Consider the following 18,893-nt stretch of genomic DNA (forward strand, 5'->3'; position numbering starts at 1 on the left):
ACCTGATTCGAGAATCCGAGTGAGGAAGCCCCGGCAGGCCATCTCCTTCTTCCAGGAATGGTTGCGCTAGCGGCCGGGGGGGCTGATGACAATGCCGTTGCGCGCCATCGGCGTGCCCTCAGGAGTACCTCAGAGCCCATATGTTCGACCTTGCCGGTCGAGGCTGAGGAACGGGGTCGCCATGTGGATGCCCTGGCGAGGACCCCGGACGCCCCGCCCCGAGGCTGGGGGCCGGGTGTGAACGGCGGGCGTCTCAGAATGGATCGACAATACGCCGAAGTCAGTAACGGCCGCCGTTGCTGCTGAGGGCGCGCAGCAGGAAGGGCAGCAGTCGGTCGGCCGTCTGCGCCGCCGCGGCCTCGTCCACCTGGTCCGGCAGTACCGAGGTGAGCAGAAACCTGCTCACCAGCGGACCGATCACCAGATCGCCGAGCAGGTCGGCATCCTCGGGCGGCGCGATCTCGCCCCGGTGGACGGCGCTTCGCACGATTTCCTCCACGCTTCGGCGTAGGGGCGCCACGAACGCGGTCGTGAGAGCCTCGGCGAGGGCGGTGTTGTGTGCGGCCTCGCCGACCAGGGTTCGCATCAGCCGCCCGCCCTCGCCCACCAGAGCGGCGGCCTTGTCCAGGAGCACGGCACGCAGGTCGCCTTCGAGCGTGCCGGTGCCGGGCGGGGTCTTCAGGTCGCGGGTGTAGGTCGAGGCGGCGGCGATCACCAGGTCCTCCTTGGAGGACCAGCGGCGGTAGAGAGTTGCGGTGGACACTCCGGCGCGAGCCGCGACGGCAGTGGTGGTGAGTGCGCCGTAACCTCTCTCGGCCAGAACGGCCAGGGTGGCGTCCAGCAGGGCCCTGTCCCGCGCGGCGTCGCGGGGGCGTCCCCGGTTCGGCCCGGCCTCAGGCATCGAGCAGTCCCGGCAGGTGTTCGGCGAGATGCATGGCGTGCAGTCGGGCGAACTCGTCGTGCGTGCAGTGTCCGTAGGCAGGGTGGGGTGCATGCGGTCCGGTGTGGCCGGTGAACAGGGCCACCGCGTCCGCCAGGGCGGCTGCCGCCTGCGTCGCGGGCAGGTTGGGGTCCAGCGGCGGGGCTCCGTCGATCTCCGCGCCGAGCGGGTGCTTCATCGTTCCGCGGCGCAAGAAGACGCGTTTCGCCAGCGCCCCCGCCGTGGCACGGAACAGGGCGGGCTTGAGTCTGGGGTATCCGGTCACGGAGTAGCGGACCGTCTGGGCGCAGTGCTGCAGCGTCTGGGACAGGTTCCAGGGGCCGCCGGGAGCCAGCAGTTCGTGCTCGGGGCGGCCGACCTTTCCGGGGAGCCGGTCAGTGAGGTCGGTGAGGATGGCTGACGTCATGGGGGTCATCCTATCCAAAAACAAAACGACCAATTTTCGTTTCCTATATGCCCCGGCAGCATGATCCCTGACACTGATCTGACCCGCGACGGCGCCGTGGCGGAAACCGACTCCCGTCTGCGCGCCGCCTTCGCCACCGGCCGCACCAGACCCCTGGCCTGGCGGAAGGCCCAACTTCGGGCGCTGTGCGGCCTGCTGAGCGACCATCGGCAGATGCTCGCGGCGGCGCTGAACGCCGACCTCGGCAAGAGCGCGGCCGAGGCACACATCACCGAGATCGGGTTCACCGTCAACGAGATCGACCACAGCTGCGCCACCTGGACCGTTGGGTCCGCCCTGACAGGGTCCGCATACTACTGTCGCTCGCCCCGGCCCGCGCCCGCACAGTACGGGAACCGCTGGGCACGGTGTTGATCATCAGCCCTTGGAACTACCCGCTGCAACTGGCCCTGGCACCTCTTGTCGGCGCGCTGGCCGCGGGCAACTGCGCGGTCAACCGCAACCAGTACCGGCCGGGTGTCTGCACCATCGCCGCACCCGTCCTCGACGAGCACGGCACACCGCTGGCCACCGTGGCCATCTCCATGCCCGACTCCCGGTACGACGAGGACCGGCTACCCGAGTGGGGCCGCCTAATCGCCGATGCGGCCGCGGAGATCTCCAGACGCCGGCTGGACGCATGAGCGCGCCACCGGCCAGCCCTCCAACCCTCGGTCCGCTCGGACCGTGCCGGGCCTGCAGACGGCCACGGCGGCCGACGGCGTGCCGCCCCCGCCGACACGGGCACGGCGATGCGCTCCCACCGCCCCGCCGGATCGCGGGCATCGGTTCGCCGCAGCCCCCGGCCCGCGCGCTGCGCTCCTCGACAAGGTCGTGCTCACCCGCCTGAGGACCGCGCCCTGTGGCGGGGCGTGCGGCGGCGACGCGTCGCCGATCGCCAGGCAGTTCCCTCAGGTCCCGGGAGCCGAGGGACGCCGACACCCGGCCCGCACCCGCACCCGGGGAGACAACCGACGCGTGCAAGGAACGGTCGGCCCATCGTGAAGACCGGCTGTAGGCCAGGTTAAGAAATCCTCGATGGACCGGACGGCCGGCGCAAGGCAGATTGCTGCTGGCCGGTGACGGTTCGGATGTCGGTGTCCACAGCCCCGTCCCCGGATCCGATGACGGTCTGGTCAGGGTGCTCCGTAGCGGCACGGACCTAACACATCCGCGCCTACGCCGGATGGGCGCGGTGGGCCGTGCACACCCCGCTGGTGCCGGGCGACGAGTTCACCGGAGAGGTCGACGCACGAGCCAACCGATTAATCAAGTTCGGAAAAACGTTTCCATACCCACAGACCGACATATTATTGCAGATGCAAACACTCGCCCTTTGCTTCGGCAGTAGGGACTCCATAGGAACGCGACCCCCTTCGTTGGGGCCTAAACGGGATCCTGACCAGACAGGCAGGACCCTCCTTTTGCAATGTCGGGAATCCCTTTACGGTGCCCTATGCAGCGAGGCGGACTAGCCGCTTGTAGCAGCACAGGGCTGCGGCGAGGCCGAGAAAGGCCAGGGAGTTGCGGCAGTGGCGTTCGCAGCGGGGGCCGAGTCGGCGGTAGCCGGACAGCCAGGAGGCATCGTTCGCTCGATCACCCGCCTGCGGCGGCCCAAGTGTTAGCTGGACCCCTTTTAGCCCGCACGTGAGCGGAGTCGAGTACCACGCGCGAGCGTCGATGAGGCCGGCGTCATCAAGTATGTGCAGCACCGCCACACATGACACCACCTAAGGGGACGGGCACATCGCCGGCCTGCCCGCCGAGGAGTTGGCACGGCCGACTTCGCGCTGATCGCCACCTCCATGATCACGATCAGGGGCCTCCGGCAAAGACTTCACCGAACCTTATTGGCAATGAATGTCATCTGCCATTTTCAGTCACGTTGTGTCCCTCCACCCGCTGCGGACGTGCCACTCGTGTCCCAACGGCCGCGCCCCGCCCAAGCGGGGGACCTCACAGTCCCGTGGTCTGTTCGTCGGGAGGGACCTGGCATCCGATCCTTTGACCTGAACCCGGAGCCCCCGTGCACCTGCGCATGCCCATGCCTACAGCCGCCTTCGTCGCGGCCTCCACACTCTTCGTCAGCGGCTGCTTCACATCCGCCGGCGACGAGACAACGAACGCCGCCGCGTCAGGGGATCGGATCAAGCTCACCATGATGCAGCCGCCGCGCTCCGGACTCTCCCCGTTCAGCGACGACGCTTTCAAACTCTCCCGCTGGGCCACCGCCGAGACCCTGGTGGTGCTGGACGAGGAAGGCGACGCCCAGCCGGCGCTCGCCACCAGGTGGAGACGGACCGCAGACACGACCTGGGAGTTCAGCCTCCGCGACGGCGTGACGTTCCACGACGGAAGCAAGCTCACCCCCGAGGTCGTCGTCAACACCCTGACCCGAGCCGCCAAGGCTTCCCCGAAACCGCGCATCCTCGACGGCGTTGCCCTGACTGCCACAACACGGGACGACAAGGTGGTCGTCACCACAGCTGAGCGGGACCCGCTCGTCCCGCAGCGTCTCTCTTCGCCGCAGCTGTCGATTCTCGCCACCAGCGCGTACAAAAAGAACGGCAAGGTCGACCCGGTCGGCACAGGCAGCGGCCCGTTCAAGCTGGTGAAGGTGGTCGGAACCACCACCGCCACCCTCGACCGCCATGACGGCTACTGGGGCGTCAAGGCCAAGGCTCCCGGCATCGATGTCTCCTTCGTCCCGGACGGAACCGCTCGCGCGGCGTCCATCCGCGGCGGCGAGGCGCATATCGCCGAGGCCATACCCGTCTCCCAGGCCTCTCTCCTCGATGAAAAGGCCATCACCGAGGTGCCGATGCCGCGCACCAACACCCTGTACCTCAACACTGAGAAGGGGCCGCTCAAGGCCCCGGGCCTGCGGGCCGCCGTACGGTGAGGCGGTCGACGCGAACGAGCTTGTCAAGGGGATCTACGAGGGACGGGCCGACATCGCCCAGGGGCTGCTCGGCCCCGCCCTGCCCTGGGCCGCCGAAGGCCGCGAGGAACGCAGGGAGCGGACGAGGGCCGAGGACCCCAACGGCGCCACCATCACACTGGGCACCTACTCGGAACGGGCTGAACTGCCAGAGGTCGCCTCCCTACTGCAGCAGCAACTCCAGGACGCCGGATTCAGGGTCCAGCAGATCGTGCGGGAGTTCACGCACCTCGAGCAGGACGTACTCGCCGGGAAGTTCGACGCCTTCATCCTGTCCCGGGCAACCGTGCTGGACTCCGGTGACCCGGTGGCATATCTGCAATCCGACTTCACCTGCGACGGCTCCTTCAATATCGCCCAGCTCTGCGACAAGACCGTGGATGCAGCCGTGAAGAAGGCCGCCCGTACCGACGTCGGCGATGCTCGGCGCGCCGCGATCCTGGAGGCCGAGGCCGCGATCCTCAAGACCGACGCCGCGATCCCGATGCTGCACGAGCGTGTCATCCAGGGCGACGCGACCTCGGTCATCGGCTCGGCCAAGGACCCACGCGAGTTCGCTGCTGCGCGGCACCTCGCTGTCGATGCGGTAGCGATCATTCGCACATTCCTGGTCGGCAGCCGAGTCGCCGTGGGGCACTGGGGCGGCCGACCGTTGGAAACCTCAAGCGGCAGGAGTCTGTGACCGGGGGCTCTTGAGTGCGGTGGCACAGGACATGGAACCCGCAAGAGGGCCTCGCGGGACCCGCCTGGCCCCCTGCGAGTCGTTGATCGACCAATGCTCTGGGTGATCTGATGCCCCGCGCAAGCACGACGCACCGTCGAGCGAGTCTCGAACAGTCGGCTGACGAACACGGCGCGTAGGCGGCGACCTGTCCGATGGCGAGGCGGGGCCTGTGTCGCCGCCAGCGTCCCTGGATCGCCATCGAAGCGTGCCGCGGAGTACTGCACTTGTTCATTCCACTGTCCGGTTGAACGTCGCGCCTGATCTGAACTGTGATCGTTGGTCTCGACGGGGCCGGCATGGGCGGCGGGCGTCCTAGACCGGAACGACGGCCAGTCTGATGCCGAGCCCAATGAGTACGGATCCCATGAGCCGGTCGAGCACTGTCGAGAGTGCGGGCCTTGCGAGCCGGCGGCCCACCCGGGTCAGCAGGTAACTCATCCCCGGGTACCACGTCATGAGCACCACGGTGTGAGCGGCGAGCAGCGCGGCGGCCGCCGGGACGACCGCATCGTCCGGCCCGATGAACTGCGGGAACACGGTGGTGTAGAAGATCCCCACCTTGGGATTGAGCAGGTCGCCGATCAGACCGCGGCGGAACCCGCCGAACGCGGACAGCTTCGGCGCGACACCGTCGGGCCGCTGGCCAGCCGACCGGCGCCGGGCCGAGCGCAGGGCCTGCACGCCCAGCCAGATCAGGTATGCGGCGCCCGCCAGTCGGAGTGTGTCGTATGCCACGCGCGAGGTCGCCAGCAGCGTCGCGAGCCCGAGCACGGAGCCCGCCGCCCAGAAGACTTTGCCGAGTGTCAAGCCGACCGTGGCGGCGACCGCGGCACGCTGACCGCCCTGTCGCGCGCAGCCCAGGACGACCGTGAGATTGGCGCCCGGAGTTGCCGCGAGGACGAGGCACAGCGCGACGAAAGAACCCAGTTGGGCCCAGGTGAGTCCTAGCACACCGGATCACCGCCACCGGCTGCCTGTACGAGCGACGTCACCGGTTCCTCAGTGTAGGGCCCGCGGGGCGGTGCGGGCCCGCCCTTGAGGACATCCCCGGCCAGCAGCACACGGAGGCGGCCGCAGGCGCAGCGCTGGTAGCGCACCCAGCCCAGGGATGTCGAGTGCTTCGACAAGGTGCGGAAGAGGCATGCAGTCATGCCCTGAGCGTGATGCAATGAGTAAATGCATTTCAACGCTTACGGCGGAAACGCGGCCCTGCTGGCGGCGGCCCTGGCCAACCTCGACGACCAATGCGATGCCCGCACCGTCGAGACGCTGCTGGCCGAGCACCGGGTGGCGCGCCCCTGGCTGACCGACGAACAGCTCCAGCAGCTGCGGGCCTGGTGCCTGCGCCTGTGGAAGGCGTTCGCTGCCACCACAGCGCTGGAGCAGGTCGCCGTCGTCAACCGGTTGCTGGCCGATGCGGCGGCCCGCCCATACGTCTCCACCCACGACGGTCAGCCGCCGCACCTGCACTACGCCGACGAGAACGCCGACGTCGTCACGCGCGTAAGGGCCGCCACCGCAGCCGGCCTCGCCCTGGTCCTCACGGAGACCGATCCCTGCCGTCTCGGGCGGTGCTCGGCACCAGACTGCCGCACGGTCTTCGTCGACGTCTCCCGCAACGGCCGCCGCGCATACTGCTCACGCTTGTGCGCCACACGCGTCCACGTCTCCGCCCACCGCGATCGGAAGCAGCGCCGGTAGTGCGCTCGAGTACCAACTGCCGACGTGGCGGGAGCCGCGCAGGACGACTACGCCTACACCGCCCTGCGCAACGGCGCCTGCGGCTTCCTCCTCCAGGACGCCGCCTCCAGCCTGCTGATCGAGGCCGTACTGGACGTCGTACGCCTGCTCGCCGTGCCACCCTCCTCAGGACAGCTTCCAAGAGGCCCACACAGCCCGAGGAGAGAGCATGAAACACATCGTCTCATCCGTGGCCGCGACCGCCGTCGGCTCCGCGGCAACGACCGTACTCCGCGCGGAAGTCGAGAAGCATGTCCGCGAGAACCACGCCCTGCCGCTGACACAGCACAAGCCGAAGCGGTCAGTTGAGCCGGGGAGCTGAAGCGGCAGCAGGGCGCCGGCATGGAGTGCACAGTGGCGTCCCAGGACAGACCTGACGGTCACAATTTCCGTCAGTTACCCATCGGTTACACACAGAGTCGAATGAGTAGGGTTGGACAGCCGATGCGCAGAACCATACTTACCGGAGGGTTGGTGGCCACCGTGGCCGCGCTTTCCAGCTGCTCGTTGCAGACGAACGACACAAAGACGGAGAACGCGGCGAACGCTGATGCAGCGAAGACCTCCTCACCGTTCACAAGTACCCAGGGCTCCTCTTCAGATGATCGGCCGGACTCGCCGTGGGCAGCCTTCGCCCGACTGATGGAGGGCAACAAGCGTTGGGTGGACGGGAAGTTGCAGCACCCCGACCGGGGATCCCAGCCAGCGCCAGTTCGTCGCCGAGGAGCAGGATCCCTACGGTGTGATCCTGTCCTGCATCGACTCCCGGGTGCCGCCGGAGCTGCTGTTCAACACCGGACTCGGCGACCTGTTCGTGATGCGCACCGGCGGGCAGGTGGTGCAGCCGGTGGTCACCGGCTCCGTCGAGTACGGGCCCATGACGTCGGGGACGCCGCTGATCGTCGTACTCGGGCACCAGCGCTGCGGCGCCATCAAGGCCGCGTACAAGGCGCTGAAGGACAACAAGCCGCTGCCCGGCAACCTGCAGCCATCTCCGAGGCGCTGCGGCCCGCGTACGAGGAGACGGCGAAGGCCAAGCACGCCGACCCGGTTGACGCCGTGATCCGCATCCACACCAAGCAGACCTCCGCCGACCTGCGGACCAACGCCGACCTCGCCCCGCTCGTGAAGAAGGGCAACCTGGCCGTCGTCAGCGCCTACTACTCACTCGACACAGGCCGGGTGGAAGTCCTCACAGGCGCACCTTCTGCCTGACGGAATGGATTTTCCCCGGTCGACTCGATCGACGCGATTTCACTGAGTGGCGAGGTCTTCACGGAGCCTGTCGATTCGGACGTTGGTGACGTGGACGGCACTTAAGTATTGGGATCGAAAGCATCATGGCTGACCTCGATGAAAGTCTCGTTCAGGGACTGCCGCCGTCGTGAAGATTCCGTCACTGTATTGTTCTCGGCAAAACGCCAGCTGCCTTGGGCTGGAAAGCAGCACAGGCGATATGCAGGGAGACGGGCGGCGTCCTTACAGATGTGAGTGGGAGCCCACTTTTCCTCTGCGTGAGATCGTGAAGGCGCCGCGAGGGTCTTCACGATCTCACGCAGAGGACTGTCTCCCGTTTCCCGGAGTAGCCGCGCTGGGCCGACTTCCAGCGGTCGGTCGGGTTGGTCGCAGGTACCACGTGGTTGAGGACCAGGTGCTTGGCGCCGACGGATTCGGCGACGTCGCGGCCCGCCTGTTTCGGCGGTGGTGTGGCTGTCGTGAACCGGGAACGGGGTGCCGGGGCCGGTGAAGGCGCCCCCGCGCGCCCTGTCGTTGAAGTCGACGGCGAACACCTGGCGCAGGTAGCCCGTCGTGGCGGAGAGGCCGGGGGTGGGCCGCTGCGGCTTGTGGACCGGCGGCGCTGGACGGCCCTCGGGGAACACGCTGGGCAGCTCCCCGGTCGCCGGGTCTCGAATATCTTTGACGGAGTCAGCGTACGGAACACGATGTTGGTGGGCCGGTCTCGTGCATCGCGGGCCGGTCGGCGACGGGGTCGCTGCCGTTCTCCCGGCGCCGGACGGGGGGTCTGGCGCCGGGGAGTCGTCGGCGCTCATCGCACCGGCGCCACGGCAGTCATAGCCTGCGGCGGGCAGGGGGCAGAGGCACCGGTTCGACGCCCTCGACGACAGTGTTGCTGATGGTGCCGATGCCCTCGACCGTCATGGTGACGGTGTCACCAGGCACGAGGGGCGGGGGTTCGAGGACGCCGTGGCGGCCCCAGAGTTCGGCCAGGCAGCCGCCGTTGCCGCAGGTTCCGGAGCCCAGGACGTCGCCGGGCTGGATCCAGGTGCCGCGGGAGGCGTAGGCGGCCATCTCCTCGAACGTCCAGGCCATGTTCGCCACTCGGTCCTGCCCGACCGTCTCGCCGTTGACGGCGACGGTGAGGGCGAGGTCGAGGAAGCCCTCTGCGGTGCGGTGCGGTTCGAGTTCGTCGGCGGTGACGAGCCAGGGGCCGAGGGTGGTGGAGGTGTCCTTGCCCTTGGCCGGGCCGAGTTTGACGCGCATCTCGCGGCCTTGGAGGTCGCGGGCGGACCAGTCGTTGAGGATCGTGTAGCCGATGATGTGGTCGCGTGCCTGCTCGGGCGTCAGGTCCCGGCCCGCCTTGCCGATGACGGCTGCGACTTCGAGTTCGAAGTCGAAGCGCCCGCAGCCCGGCGGTACCGGCACGTCGTCGTGAGCGCCGATCATCGCGTACGGGTTGGTGAAGTAGAACGCGGGCGCCGCGTACCACTCCTCGGGCACGGTGTCGGCGTAGCCCCGGGCGACGCCCTCGACGTGGCTCTCGAAGGTCATGTAGTCGCGAACGGTGGGCGGCTGCAGCGGAGGCAGCAGTCTGACGTCGGCCAGGGGCACGGGCAGGGTGCCGGTCAGGGCGCGTTCTCCCTCCCCGCGCAGGGACTCCTCGCCCTCCACGATCAGGTCCAACAGTTCGACGGGATGTTCGAAGGGATGGACCTGGTCGTCGTTGACAACCCCCGCCTGCCGCTTCACGCCGTGGGCGAAGCTTGCGAACTTCACGCCGCGCTCCCCTCCGCCTCGGCCGGCGCGTTGCCGCCGCGTCGGAAGTCGACGAAGACGGCGGCGATCACGGCGGCGGTCACGCACGCGGCGGCGGTGAGGATCAGTCCGTTGTTGTAGCCGTGGGCCAGAGCGTCCGTGGTGTAGGGGGCGAGCTTGGCGCTGAGTGGCCCGAGGTCGGCGGTGTGCAGGGCCAGCGGGCCACCCTCGTGCAGGACGGCAGAGGCGATGCCGTGCTCCTTCGGGGTCAGTCCAGCTTCCGCGAGGCTCCCGGTCAGCTGGCCGGCGGCCATGCCGAGGGCGACGGCGCCGACGACGGCCGGGCCGAGGGTCTGACCGAGGTCGCGGACCAGGCTGGTGGTGGCTGCTGCCATGCCGGTCAGGTTCTGCGGTACGACGTTGACGGCGGCGGCGGTGATCGCGGCGACGACCAGGCCGAAACCGACGCCGTTCAGAATCAGCGGGCCCAGCATCGGCAGCAGAGCGGTCTCGTGGATCGGCAGCGCCCGCAGCCACAGCTGGCCCGCGGCCATCGCCAGGAAGCCGGTGACGAGCATGGGGCCGGGTCCGATGCGGTGCAGCAGACGGACCAGCAGGGGCCAGATGAACGGCGTGCACGCCTGGATGATCATGACCGGTATCGCGGCCTCGAAAGGGCCCTGGTGCTGAATGACACCGAGGCGGATGCTCAGGTCGTACGCGCCGCCGAGGAAGCCCAGCATGCCGATCACCGCCATCGCGGCCGACGCGGCGAACGCCGGGATACGGAAGAGGGGCAGCCGCAGCATCGGGGCCGCGCTGCGGTTCTCCACCACGATGAACGCGGTGATGAAGACGGCGAAGGCGACGAAGGACGCGACGATGGGGGCTGAGCCCCAGCCGTCCGAGGGACCCTGGATGATGCCGTACAGCAGGGCGAGCATGGCCACGGCGATGGTGATCTGCCCCGGCCAGTCCAGCGAGCGGCCCTCGGGGGCGCTGGACTCGGTGGCCAGCAGCCAGGCCGCCACGGCGGTGATCACGGCCAGCACGCCGGTCACGCCGAACGCCCACTGGAAGGCCGCGTGTTCGACGATGCCGCCGGACATGAGCGGGGCGATGAAGGCGCCGAGCGACAGGGCCGTGGTCCAGGAGGCCAGGCCCCTGGCTCGTGCGGCCGGGGTGGTCGTGATCGCGGTGATCATCGTCAGGGAGGCGGGGAAGAGCGCGGCGGCCCCGATGCCGGAGATCGCCTGGCCGGTGATCAGCTGGGCCGGGGTGTCGGAGGTGGCGGACACCAGGTAGCCGACGGCGGCCAGCAGCGCCGCGCAGACGACGAGCTTCTTACGGCCGTAACGGTCGCCCACGACGCCGAAGGTCAGCGCCAGGACGGCGGCGGGCACCAGAAAGGCGTCACTGATCCAGGTCAGTTCCGCGCCGGACGTCTGAAGCGTGCGCTGCATCTCGCCGTTGATCGCGGCGGGCAGCACCAGACCGATCTGGGCCAGGCAGACGGCCAGACAGCCGGCGACGATCGTGCCGGTGTGCCGGGCCGGGGCGACCGGTGCGGCCTCGGACGAGGCAGCGGGTGGGTCGTAGGCAGGGGTGGAGACCATGTCTCCTCCTTGGAGGGCTTGGCGGGTCGTACGGCCCGAGGGGGACGGAGGGGAGAGCCGTTGGTGCGGGGAGCGGCGTCAGAGGCTGGGGCAGAGCTCGGCCATGCAGCCGAACAGCCCGGGGCCGTCGAGCGGGGGCAGTGAGGGGTCGAGCTCCCGGTAGACGGTGTGCACGTTGACGGCGAGGCGTTCGCTCTCGTCCAGGTCGGCGAAGCGGCCCAGGCGGATGTCGCGTGCCGCGTCCATGGCGGGCATGCCGGCGGTGAACCGAGCGGTGGCCTGCTCGTGGACGTATTCGAGGTAGTCGCGGATCTCCCGGACGGCCTGCTTGGTGGTGACGGGGCCGTGGCCGGGTACGACGATGTCGGCGTCGAGGCCCAGCAGCAGGTCGCAGGCGGCGAGCCAGCGGGCGAAGGGACCGTGCCAGACGACCGGCGCCGCCCCGGCGAAGACGATGTCGCCGGTGTAGACGATCCGGGCCTGCGGCACGTGGACGATCGTGTCCCCGGCGCTGTGCGCGGGCCCCACGTCGATGAGGCGGACCTCCACCCCGCCCACGCCGAGGACGGTCTCGCCGTCGAAGACCCGGTTCGGGAGGACGGGTTCGATGCCGGTGTGGTCGAAGCGGCCGAAGATCCGGCGGGCGAAGTGTCCGGCCGTGCTGTCCATGCCGGTCAGCGCCCGCATCTCGGCGGGGCCCACCTGCCGCATGTCCGCCACGGACCCGCGGGCCGCGACGATCTCGGCGTGGGCCACCAGCTGGTTGCCGAACCAGTGGTCGCCGTTGCCGTGGGTGTTGACCACGGTGGAGATCGGTGCGGTGGCGGTCAGCGGCGCCAGCGCGTCGAGCATGGTCTTCGTCAGCCGCAGGTCGTACAGGGTGTCGACGAGCAGCGACTCGCCCCGGCCGGTGATCAGCCCGGCGTTGCTCATGCCCCACCCGGCATCGCCCGCGATCCAGGCGTAACAGCCGTGTCCGAGCTCGACACAGCCCGTCCGGGATGTCACGGAAGCCACATTGTCTCCTGTCTCGCTCCGCGTCAGGTTTACGAGATTCGAGTACATTAATGGACTTGAGTCCACCAATGGGCGTCAATCTAAAATAGTGATGTGATGGCGTCAACACCCGTGCAGCCCTGTGCTGTACTGGAGGCCATGAAGATCTCGGAGGCAGAAGCCGAAGCCGTGCCCGCCGCGCCGCCCACCGGACGCCGAGAGCGCAAGCGACAGCAGGTGCGCGACCAGCTCTACGCCGCCGCGCTGCACCTGTTCGTGACCCGGGGATACGAGGCGACGACCATGGACCAGATCGCCGAGACCGCCGATGTCGCCCGGGCCACCGTCTTCAACCACTTCTCACAGAAGGTCGGCTTCCTCGAGGAATGGGGAGTCCGCCGCCGCGCCCGCGTCGCTGAGATTCTCGGCGCGGAGCACGCGGAGGACCTGCCGGTCGGCGACCGCCTGCGCCGCTACCTGAAGGAGATGGCCGACCTCAACGCCGCCTCCCGCGCGGAGACCGCCGTCCTGATGGATGCCTCCGCTCGGTTCGGCCGAGTCCTGCAGGACCCGTCTCTGGAAACCGAACTCGCCAAGATCGTGGAAGAGGGGCGACAGCGCGGAGAGATCCGCACCGGCGTGGACCCCGACCAGGCCGGGACGCTGCTGGCCGCCTGCTACTTCTCGACGATCCTGCGCTGGATCCGCGAGGAACCGGCCCCCTTCGATCTCCACCAACACCTCGCCGGCGCACTCGACATCATCCTGCCGGGTCTCCTGGTCAACCAGGCCAACGACGAGGAAGCCTGAAGCGGGGGAAGCCATGGTGGCGCTGCTCGCCATGCCAGAACCGTGCGCCGTGCAGTTTTGCGCCTTCCGTGAACGTGAGTTCAGGGGGGCCAGGACGACCCAGCCATCACTTCGCTCGTTAAGGCCGACGAGGAGGACGCCGGTCCGGCGGCCCTGCCCGGGCACCGACGCTGACGCCCTCCTCCTACCCTCACACCCCGGTCGCCGGGCAGAACTACTCCGAACTGGTCGCCTCCGCCGGCCGCGCCGCCACCCCGCACGTGACCTACCTCGCCGTCTCCCTCGACCTCAAGGCCGACAAACGTCTCATCAGCCAGGCCGGCCGAGTCGCCGCCGGCCGCGTTCACCGTCATGGAGCAGACCACCGCCTCCATCGCCCAGGCCGCCGGCAACGCCGGACTTATGGTCACCGGATGGCTGACCGCCCGGGACATCGCCGCCGTGATCCACACCGCCTACCACCCGAGAGCCCTTGCCGCGCTCCAGCAGTGGTCCGACACCGGCCGCGCCGAGCCGATGTGGCGGCTACTGGGCCCGTCGTCCAGGTCGAGGCATATGACCGCCTCTGCACCGACACCGCCCGCCACACCACGCACTGGGTCGAGAACTGGCCGCGGACCGAGATGGGGGCCGGGTTCCTGCACCAGATCATGTTCACCGCCGGCGTCCGCCACAGCCTCGCCCTGATATCCGTGCCGCAAGCACTCGATTCCGCGCTGCGGGACGTCCAGCGCACGAAGGCCGCGATCATCGCCGACGCCAACGATCGCGCCCACCGCGGTCAGGTCTCCAGCGAGGATGACTCCGTCGAGTACGCCGATGTCAAGCAGCGCGAGCGCGCTCATCGCCGGGCACGCCGATGTAGCCCTGACCAGCCTGGTCACCGCCACCGCTGACACCGACGCCCTCCTCGACGCGGCCTACACAGATCGAGACCGCCACCGTCACCGCCGGGGTCGACCTGCGCCGCCTCAACTACCAGCAGCCGGACGCTTTCGCACTCGGCGCGCTGCCGCCGGCCCGGACTGCCCTATGACCACGCGCCCCATCGCTGCACGGCCCGAACCTGCATCGCACTAAACCCCGCAGCCGTCGTGCCTCTCGCCCCACCCGCACGAGCGTCACGCCCGGCCTCTGACCAGCGGCCACTTCCCCGCAGAACCCTGCCATCCGGCACGCCCACCCGTCCCGCAGCAGGACGACAGCCAGCCGCCGCGCACCTGCGGCGGTTTCTGGGTTGTTGGATTATGTGCGACCTCGTTGAAGGACGGTAAGCGTGCCGCAGGTCTTCGTCAACGGTTCGGACCGGGTCGGTGCGCGTGCGGCTCCGGTCTCACGGCTTCTCGGAAGCCAAACACAAAGGAAACGTAACCTCCGATGTTTCCTGAACGAACGGATCGGAAATGGAGCGAACTGGCCCACCTTTTTCAGAAGTTTGGTCTCTCCTATGGACACACCCGGCCCTGCGGTTCATTAATACATCCGATGCCTCTCCGGCGGGATGTGCGCCATGCGGCTCCCCCACGTCCCTTCGGCCCTAGGCGATCCATCCCGTCTGCTCGGTCCATGCTGAGCCGCAGCACCGTCCGTGCTGTCGCACGGACAGTGAGGAGAGACGAAGTTGTCAGAACCGATCACGCGCCGAAGAGTTCTCGCCGGCATGGCCGCCATGACGGTCGCCGCCGCGATCACCCCCACCCTGGCAACCCCCGCCCACGCTGTTGCCGTCCCGCCCGACCCCTTGCCGCTCCCCCCGCTGCGGATCCCCAAGGTCGACATGGGCGTCGAGCAACAGCCGGACAAGAAGATCAGGTGGCTGCAGGATGCCAAGCTCGGCTTGTTCATCCACTGGGGCGTGTACTCCGGCCCGGCCAAGGGCGAGTGGTACATGGAGAACGCCGCCGTGGCCCCGGAGAACTACAGGAAGTACGTCACCGACGCCACCGACGAGCAGTTCACCGCCAGCGCCTATGACCCGGCCGACTGGGCCGGGTTGGCCAGGGACATGGGCGCGCGGTACACGGTTCTCACGACCCGCCACCACGACGGCTTCGCGCTGTGGCCGTCCACCCACCCGAACGCCTGGCACTCCGGACAGGCTCCGCTCCAGCGGGACTTCATCAGCCAGTACGTGACGGCCGTGCGGGAGGCGGGGCTGAAGGTCGGCCTCTACTACTCGCCGATGAGCTGGCGCTATCCGGGCTACTACGACGTGACAGGCACCAACTGCCTGCCGAACAACTGGGGTTACGTCACCGATCCCGCGCACAAGGAGAACGCGCGGATCATGAAGAACGAGGTGTACCAGCAGGTCAAGGAGCTGGTCACCCAGTACGGCAGGATCGACGACCTGTGGTGGGACGGCGGCTGGCTCGGCCAGCGCGGTTCGGACGCGGACGCGGCGTTCTTCTGGGAGCCGGGCAGATTCCGCGACCCGGCGAACGAGTGGCCGGTGGAGGACGCCTACAGCGAGACCGACGACGAGACCGGCCGGCCGCTCGGGCTGACGGGTCTGGTGCGCAAGTACCAGCCGGACATCGTCACCACCCTGCGTTCCGGCTGGATCGGCGACTTCACCAGCGAGGAGGGCCCCTCCGTCCCGACCGGCGCGATCCGCACCGGCAAGGTGTCGGAGAAGTGCTTCACCATCGGCGGCGCCTGGGGCTACAAGGCCGACGCGAGTGTGATGAGCTTCGGCAGGGCGATGGACATCCTGGTCAACGCCTGGGTGCGCAACATCACCTGCCTGGTCAACGTCGGCCCGGACCGCACCGGTGCGGTGCCCACCGCCCAGGCCGACGTGGTGCGCAGGATCGGCTCGTTCATGTCCACGTGCGGGGAGGCCGTCTACGGCACCCGTGGCGGGCCGTGGAACCCCGTCGACGGCCGGTACGGCTACACGTACAAGGGCCGGACCTTCTACGTCCACCTGCTGCCGGGCTACAGCGGCACCGGGTTCAGCACCCCGCCGATCGGGGACGCGCAGGTGACCCGCGTCTTCGACGTGGCCACGGGTGACGACCTGCCCTACACCGTCGCCGAGGACAGCAGGGTGACCATCACCGGCATCAACCGCACCCGTATCCCTGAAGACAGCGTCGTCGGCGTCCGGCTGGACCGCGCGGTGCAGCCCGCCGACATCGCCGTACGCGGGGGCGCCACGGCCAGCAGCGAGGCCGAGGGGTATCGCGCGGCGAATGCCGTGGACGGCTCCACCGCGACCCGCTGGGCCGCGAGCGACGACAGCACGGGACAGTGGCTGAAGGTGGATCTGAGGCGCGTGACGTCCCTCACCGGCACCCGTATCGCCTGGGAGCGGGACGGCACGAACTACCGGTACCGGATCGAGGGTTCGACCGACAACAGCACCTGGACCATCCTCGCCGACCGCACGAACACCACCAGTACGAACCAGGTGCAGGTGTCCGTGTTCAGTGCCGAGGCCCGGTACGTCCGGGTGACGGTGACCGGGCTTCCCGACGGCATGCCGGCGTCCATGCGCAGCCTGGAGGTCTACGATCGGCCCTTCGCCGCCGATGCCGACGCCGTACGGCTGGTGAACCGCAAGAGCGGCAAGGTGATGGACGTCAGCGGCGCCTCGTCCGCCGACGGAGCGCCGGTCATCCAGTGGCCGTGGACGGGCGGCACCAACCAGCAGTGGAAACTGCTGCTGAACAGCGACGGTTCCTACCTGCTGGTGAACGTCCGCAGCGGCAAGGTCCTCAACAGCCCGAGCGGCTCCAGCCAGGGCTCGGCCCTCAACCAGTGGGCCAACACCAGTACCAGCAACCAGTGGTGGACGCTGGTCCCCTCGGAGACCAGCGGCCACTACCGGCTCGTCAACGTCGCGGGCGGCCTGTGCGCCGACGTCAAGGACGCCTCCACCGCAGACGGAGCCCCGATCGTCCAGTGGCCCGCCACCGGGGGGACCAACCAGGAATGGCGGATCGTGGAGCTGTAGACGCCCCACAGACGCCTGTGGACGCCAACAATATGTCATCGGTGACCTCCGGGGCCGACGCACAAGGCCCTTCCGCAGTCCGTCGGCACTGTGGTTCGTGCCGACGGCTCGGGGCCCGCCCACCCGTCCCCCGGACGTCTCGCCGCGGTGAGAAGCACGTCCTGGCGTTCACTGCCTTCCCACGTGAGATCCGGCGGCAGACCCGGTCGAACCACCCGCGGGGACGGCTCAATAAGGAGATCCGCCGCCGGACCGACGTGGCCGGAGAGTTACGTGGCGCGGAAGTGGGCGGGGTCCGGTCTGCGTGTGAGTGTGCGGTAACGGGCGGCGCGGTGGGGCCAGTTGTTGGTGACCTTGCCGGTGTCTGTCTTGTACCAGCTGGCGCAGCCCGCCTCCCAGACGGTGGTGTGCAGGGCGTCTTCGAGGTGGCGCTGGAAGGACTCGAAGGCGTGCGGGGCCACCTCCAGCTCGCGGCGGCCGTCGTGGTCCATCGTGGCGAGGCAGGAGAGGACGTAGCGGACCTGAGCTTCGATCATGAGGATCACCGAGTTGTTGCCGAGGTTGGTGTTCGGTCCGTACAGCAGGAACAGGTTGGGGAAGTCGGGCACGGCCATGCCCAGGAAGGCCTCGGCTCCCTGGGCCCAGGCGTGTTCGCGCAACTGGCGTCCGTCGCGGCCGGTGATGGTCATGGGGGCGAGGAACTCGGTCGCGGTGAATCCGGTGCCGTGGATCAGGGTGTCCAGTGCGTGCTCGGTGCCGTCGGCGGTCTGGATGCCGTGCGGTGTGATCCGGGTGATCTTCTCGGTGATGACCTCGACGTTGTCGCGGGCGAGCGCCGGGTAGTAGTCGTCGGAGATGAGGATGCGCTTGCACCCGAGCGGGAAGTCGGGGGTGAGCTTCGCGCGGAGGGCCGGATCGGGTATCTGGGTGCGGAGCTGGCGACGGCACAGGTACTCGATGAATTTGCCGAGGCGTCCGCCGCGTACGGCCGAATACAGGACGGTGTCGCCGAAGGCGAACCAGCCGCCGCGGAAGGCCAGTCGGCCGACGGGGGTGGTGAACAGGGCCCGGTGGACCGGCCCGTAGCGATAGTCCCATTTGGGCATGACCCAGTTCGGGGACCGCTGGAACACCCGCAGGGTGCGCACCCTGGGCGCGATCTGCGGGATGAACTGGACGGCGCTCGAGCCGGTGCCGATCACTCCGACCACCTCGTCGGTCAGGTCGTGGTGGTGGTTCCAGCGCGCCGAGTGGAAGGTGGTGCCGGTGAAGTCGCCAAGGCCCGGATAGTCGGGGAACTTGGGCCGGTTGAGCTGCCCGACGGCGGTCACCAGGACCTGGGCGTGGCACGTGCCGCCGTCGGCGGTGCGCAGTTCCCACCGCTGGGCGGTCTCGTCGTACGCGGCGGAGGTGATCTCGGTGTGGAACCTGATTCGGGGGCGGATCCCGTGGGTGTCTGCGCAGTCGTGCAGGTAGCGCAGCAGTTCGGGCTGCAGGGGGTAGGCGCGGCTCCAGTCCGCGCGGGGCGCGAAGGAGTACGAGTACAGGTGCGAGGGCACATCGCAGCCCGCGCCAGGGTAGGTGTTGTCCCGCCACACCCCGCCGAGGTCGTCGGCCTTCTCGTACACCGTGAACGAGGTGACGCCGGCCTGTGCGAGCCGGATGGCCATGCACAGGCCGGCGAACCCCGCGCCGATGATGGCGACGCGATCAGTCATCCCGCTTC

Annotated in this window: 17 protein-coding genes and 4 pseudogenes; 12 read left to right on the top strand and 9 right to left on the bottom strand. The window is 68.8% G+C overall.

Annotated elements, in window-relative coordinates:
* Positions 1-280: 280 nt before the first annotated feature.
* A complete protein-coding gene (locus ACP4J3_RS18645) occupies positions 281-901 on the bottom strand; it encodes a TetR/AcrR family transcriptional regulator (RefSeq protein ID WP_426535730.1) in 621 nt (206 codons plus the stop codon).
* Positions 894-1,346, bottom strand: a complete 453-nt coding sequence (locus tag ACP4J3_RS18650) for a DUF1569 domain-containing protein (protein ID WP_426535732.1) — start codon at positions 1,344-1,346, stop codon at positions 894-896. The genes ACP4J3_RS18645 and ACP4J3_RS18650 overlap by 8 nt, the downstream gene beginning before the upstream one ends.
* Positions 1,347-1,406: 60 nt before the next feature.
* On the opposite strand from ACP4J3_RS18650, the gene ACP4J3_RS18655 reads away from it, so the two are divergent.
* The 3 genes and pseudogenes from ACP4J3_RS18655 to ACP4J3_RS18665 all read left to right on the top strand — a co-directional run.
* On the top strand, positions 1,407-1,760 hold the full coding sequence (locus ACP4J3_RS18655) for a hypothetical protein (RefSeq protein WP_426535734.1): 354 nt from the start codon (positions 1,407-1,409) through the stop codon (positions 1,758-1,760).
* Positions 1,754-2,029, top strand: coding sequence for an aldehyde dehydrogenase family protein (locus ACP4J3_RS18660; RefSeq protein ID WP_426535736.1), 276 nt, complete (start codon positions 1,754-1,756; stop codon positions 2,027-2,029). Before ACP4J3_RS18655 ends, ACP4J3_RS18660 begins: the two co-directional genes overlap by 7 nt.
* A gap of 422 nt (positions 2,030-2,451) precedes the next feature.
* Positions 2,452-2,632 (top strand): annotated as a pseudogene (locus ACP4J3_RS18665) (hypothetical protein); the annotation flags it as partial.
* Positions 2,633-2,839: 207 nt separating this feature from the next.
* Here ACP4J3_RS18665 and ACP4J3_RS18670 read toward each other — a convergent pair.
* A pseudogene (locus tag ACP4J3_RS18670) lies at positions 2,840-3,003 on the bottom strand (IS5/IS1182 family transposase); the annotation flags it as partial.
* 420 nt (positions 3,004-3,423) lie between these two features.
* Between ACP4J3_RS18670 and ACP4J3_RS18675 the strand changes: the two are divergent.
* Positions 3,424-4,879, top strand: a pseudogene (locus tag ACP4J3_RS18675) (ABC transporter substrate-binding protein); the annotation flags it as partial.
* A gap of 483 nt (positions 4,880-5,362) precedes the next feature.
* Here ACP4J3_RS18675 and ACP4J3_RS18680 read toward each other — a convergent pair.
* Both ACP4J3_RS18680 and ACP4J3_RS18685 read right to left on the bottom strand, forming a co-directional pair.
* On the bottom strand, positions 5,363-6,001 hold the full coding sequence (locus tag ACP4J3_RS18680; protein WP_426535738.1) for a LysE family translocator: 639 nt from the start codon (positions 5,999-6,001) through the stop codon (positions 5,363-5,365).
* On the bottom strand, positions 5,995-6,201 hold the full coding sequence (locus tag ACP4J3_RS18685; RefSeq protein ID WP_426535740.1) for a hypothetical protein: 207 nt from the start codon (positions 6,199-6,201) through the stop codon (positions 5,995-5,997). Before ACP4J3_RS18685 ends, ACP4J3_RS18680 begins: the two co-directional genes overlap by 7 nt.
* A 25-nt stretch (positions 6,202-6,226) precedes the next feature.
* Between ACP4J3_RS18685 and ACP4J3_RS18690 the strand changes: the two genes are divergently transcribed.
* The 4 genes from ACP4J3_RS18690 to ACP4J3_RS18705 all read left to right on the top strand — a co-directional run bounded on the left by ACP4J3_RS18690 (position 6,227) and on the right by ACP4J3_RS18705 (position 8,005).
* On the top strand, positions 6,227-6,751 hold the full coding sequence (locus ACP4J3_RS18690; RefSeq protein ID WP_426535742.1) for a CGNR zinc finger domain-containing protein: 525 nt from the start codon (positions 6,227-6,229) through the stop codon (positions 6,749-6,751).
* Positions 6,752-6,959: 208 nt separating this feature from the next.
* Positions 6,960-7,112 carry a hypothetical protein gene (locus tag ACP4J3_RS18695; protein WP_426535744.1) on the top strand — a complete coding sequence of 51 codons (153 nt, stop codon included), beginning with the start codon at positions 6,960-6,962 and terminating at the stop codon, positions 7,110-7,112.
* A gap of 420 nt (positions 7,113-7,532) precedes the next feature.
* Positions 7,533-7,853: a carbonic anhydrase gene (locus ACP4J3_RS18700; protein WP_426535746.1), complete on the top strand. Its 321-nt coding sequence runs from the start codon at positions 7,533-7,535 to the stop codon at positions 7,851-7,853.
* Positions 7,850-8,005, top strand: coding sequence for a hypothetical protein (locus ACP4J3_RS18705; RefSeq protein WP_426535748.1), 156 nt, complete (start codon positions 7,850-7,852; stop codon positions 8,003-8,005). The genes ACP4J3_RS18700 and ACP4J3_RS18705 overlap by 4 nt, the downstream gene beginning before the upstream one ends.
* An 855-nt stretch (positions 8,006-8,860) precedes the next feature.
* Here the strand turns inward: ACP4J3_RS18705 and ACP4J3_RS18710 are convergent.
* From ACP4J3_RS18710 to ACP4J3_RS18720, 3 genes are all read right to left on the bottom strand, one after another.
* Positions 8,861-9,805 carry a fumarylacetoacetate hydrolase family protein gene (locus ACP4J3_RS18710; protein WP_426535750.1) on the bottom strand — a complete coding sequence of 315 codons (945 nt, stop codon included), beginning with the start codon at positions 9,803-9,805 and terminating at the stop codon, positions 8,861-8,863.
* A complete protein-coding gene (locus ACP4J3_RS18715; protein ID WP_426535752.1) occupies positions 9,802-11,400 on the bottom strand; it encodes an MFS transporter in 1,599 nt (532 codons plus the stop codon). Before ACP4J3_RS18715 ends, ACP4J3_RS18710 begins: the two co-directional genes overlap by 4 nt.
* 78 nt (positions 11,401-11,478) lie before the next feature.
* A complete protein-coding gene (locus tag ACP4J3_RS18720; RefSeq protein ID WP_426535754.1) occupies positions 11,479-12,417 on the bottom strand; it encodes an MBL fold metallo-hydrolase in 939 nt (312 codons plus the stop codon).
* Positions 12,418-12,555: 138 nt separating this feature from the next.
* Between ACP4J3_RS18720 and ACP4J3_RS18725 the strand changes: the two genes are divergently transcribed.
* The 4 genes and pseudogenes from ACP4J3_RS18725 to ACP4J3_RS18740 form a co-directional block, all read left to right on the top strand.
* Positions 12,556-13,206 (top strand): TetR/AcrR family transcriptional regulator, encoded by a 651-nt coding sequence (locus ACP4J3_RS18725; RefSeq protein ID WP_426535756.1) that lies wholly within the window; start codon positions 12,556-12,558, stop codon positions 13,204-13,206.
* Positions 13,207-13,430: 224 nt separating this feature from the next.
* Positions 13,431-14,102, top strand: a complete 672-nt coding sequence (locus ACP4J3_RS18730) for an SCO6880 family protein (RefSeq protein ID WP_426535875.1) — start codon at positions 13,431-13,433, stop codon at positions 14,100-14,102.
* A 725-nt stretch (positions 14,103-14,827) separates the two neighbouring features.
* Positions 14,828-17,167, top strand: coding sequence for an alpha-L-fucosidase (locus tag ACP4J3_RS18735; RefSeq protein WP_426535758.1), 2,340 nt, complete (start codon positions 14,828-14,830; stop codon positions 17,165-17,167).
* Between the two features lie 32 nt (positions 17,168-17,199).
* Positions 17,200-17,433 (top strand): annotated as a pseudogene (locus tag ACP4J3_RS18740) (transposase); the annotation flags it as partial.
* Positions 17,434-17,436: 3 nt separating this feature from the next.
* Here ACP4J3_RS18740 and ACP4J3_RS18745 read toward each other — a convergent pair.
* Positions 17,437-18,885, bottom strand: a complete 1,449-nt coding sequence (locus ACP4J3_RS18745; protein WP_426535760.1) for a flavin-containing monooxygenase — start codon at positions 18,883-18,885, stop codon at positions 17,437-17,439.
* Positions 18,886-18,893 lie beyond the last annotated feature (8 nt).

Source organism: Streptomyces sp. UG1 (assembly GCF_049974585.1).
GTDB lineage: Bacteria > Actinomycetota > Actinomycetes > Streptomycetales > Streptomycetaceae > Streptomyces.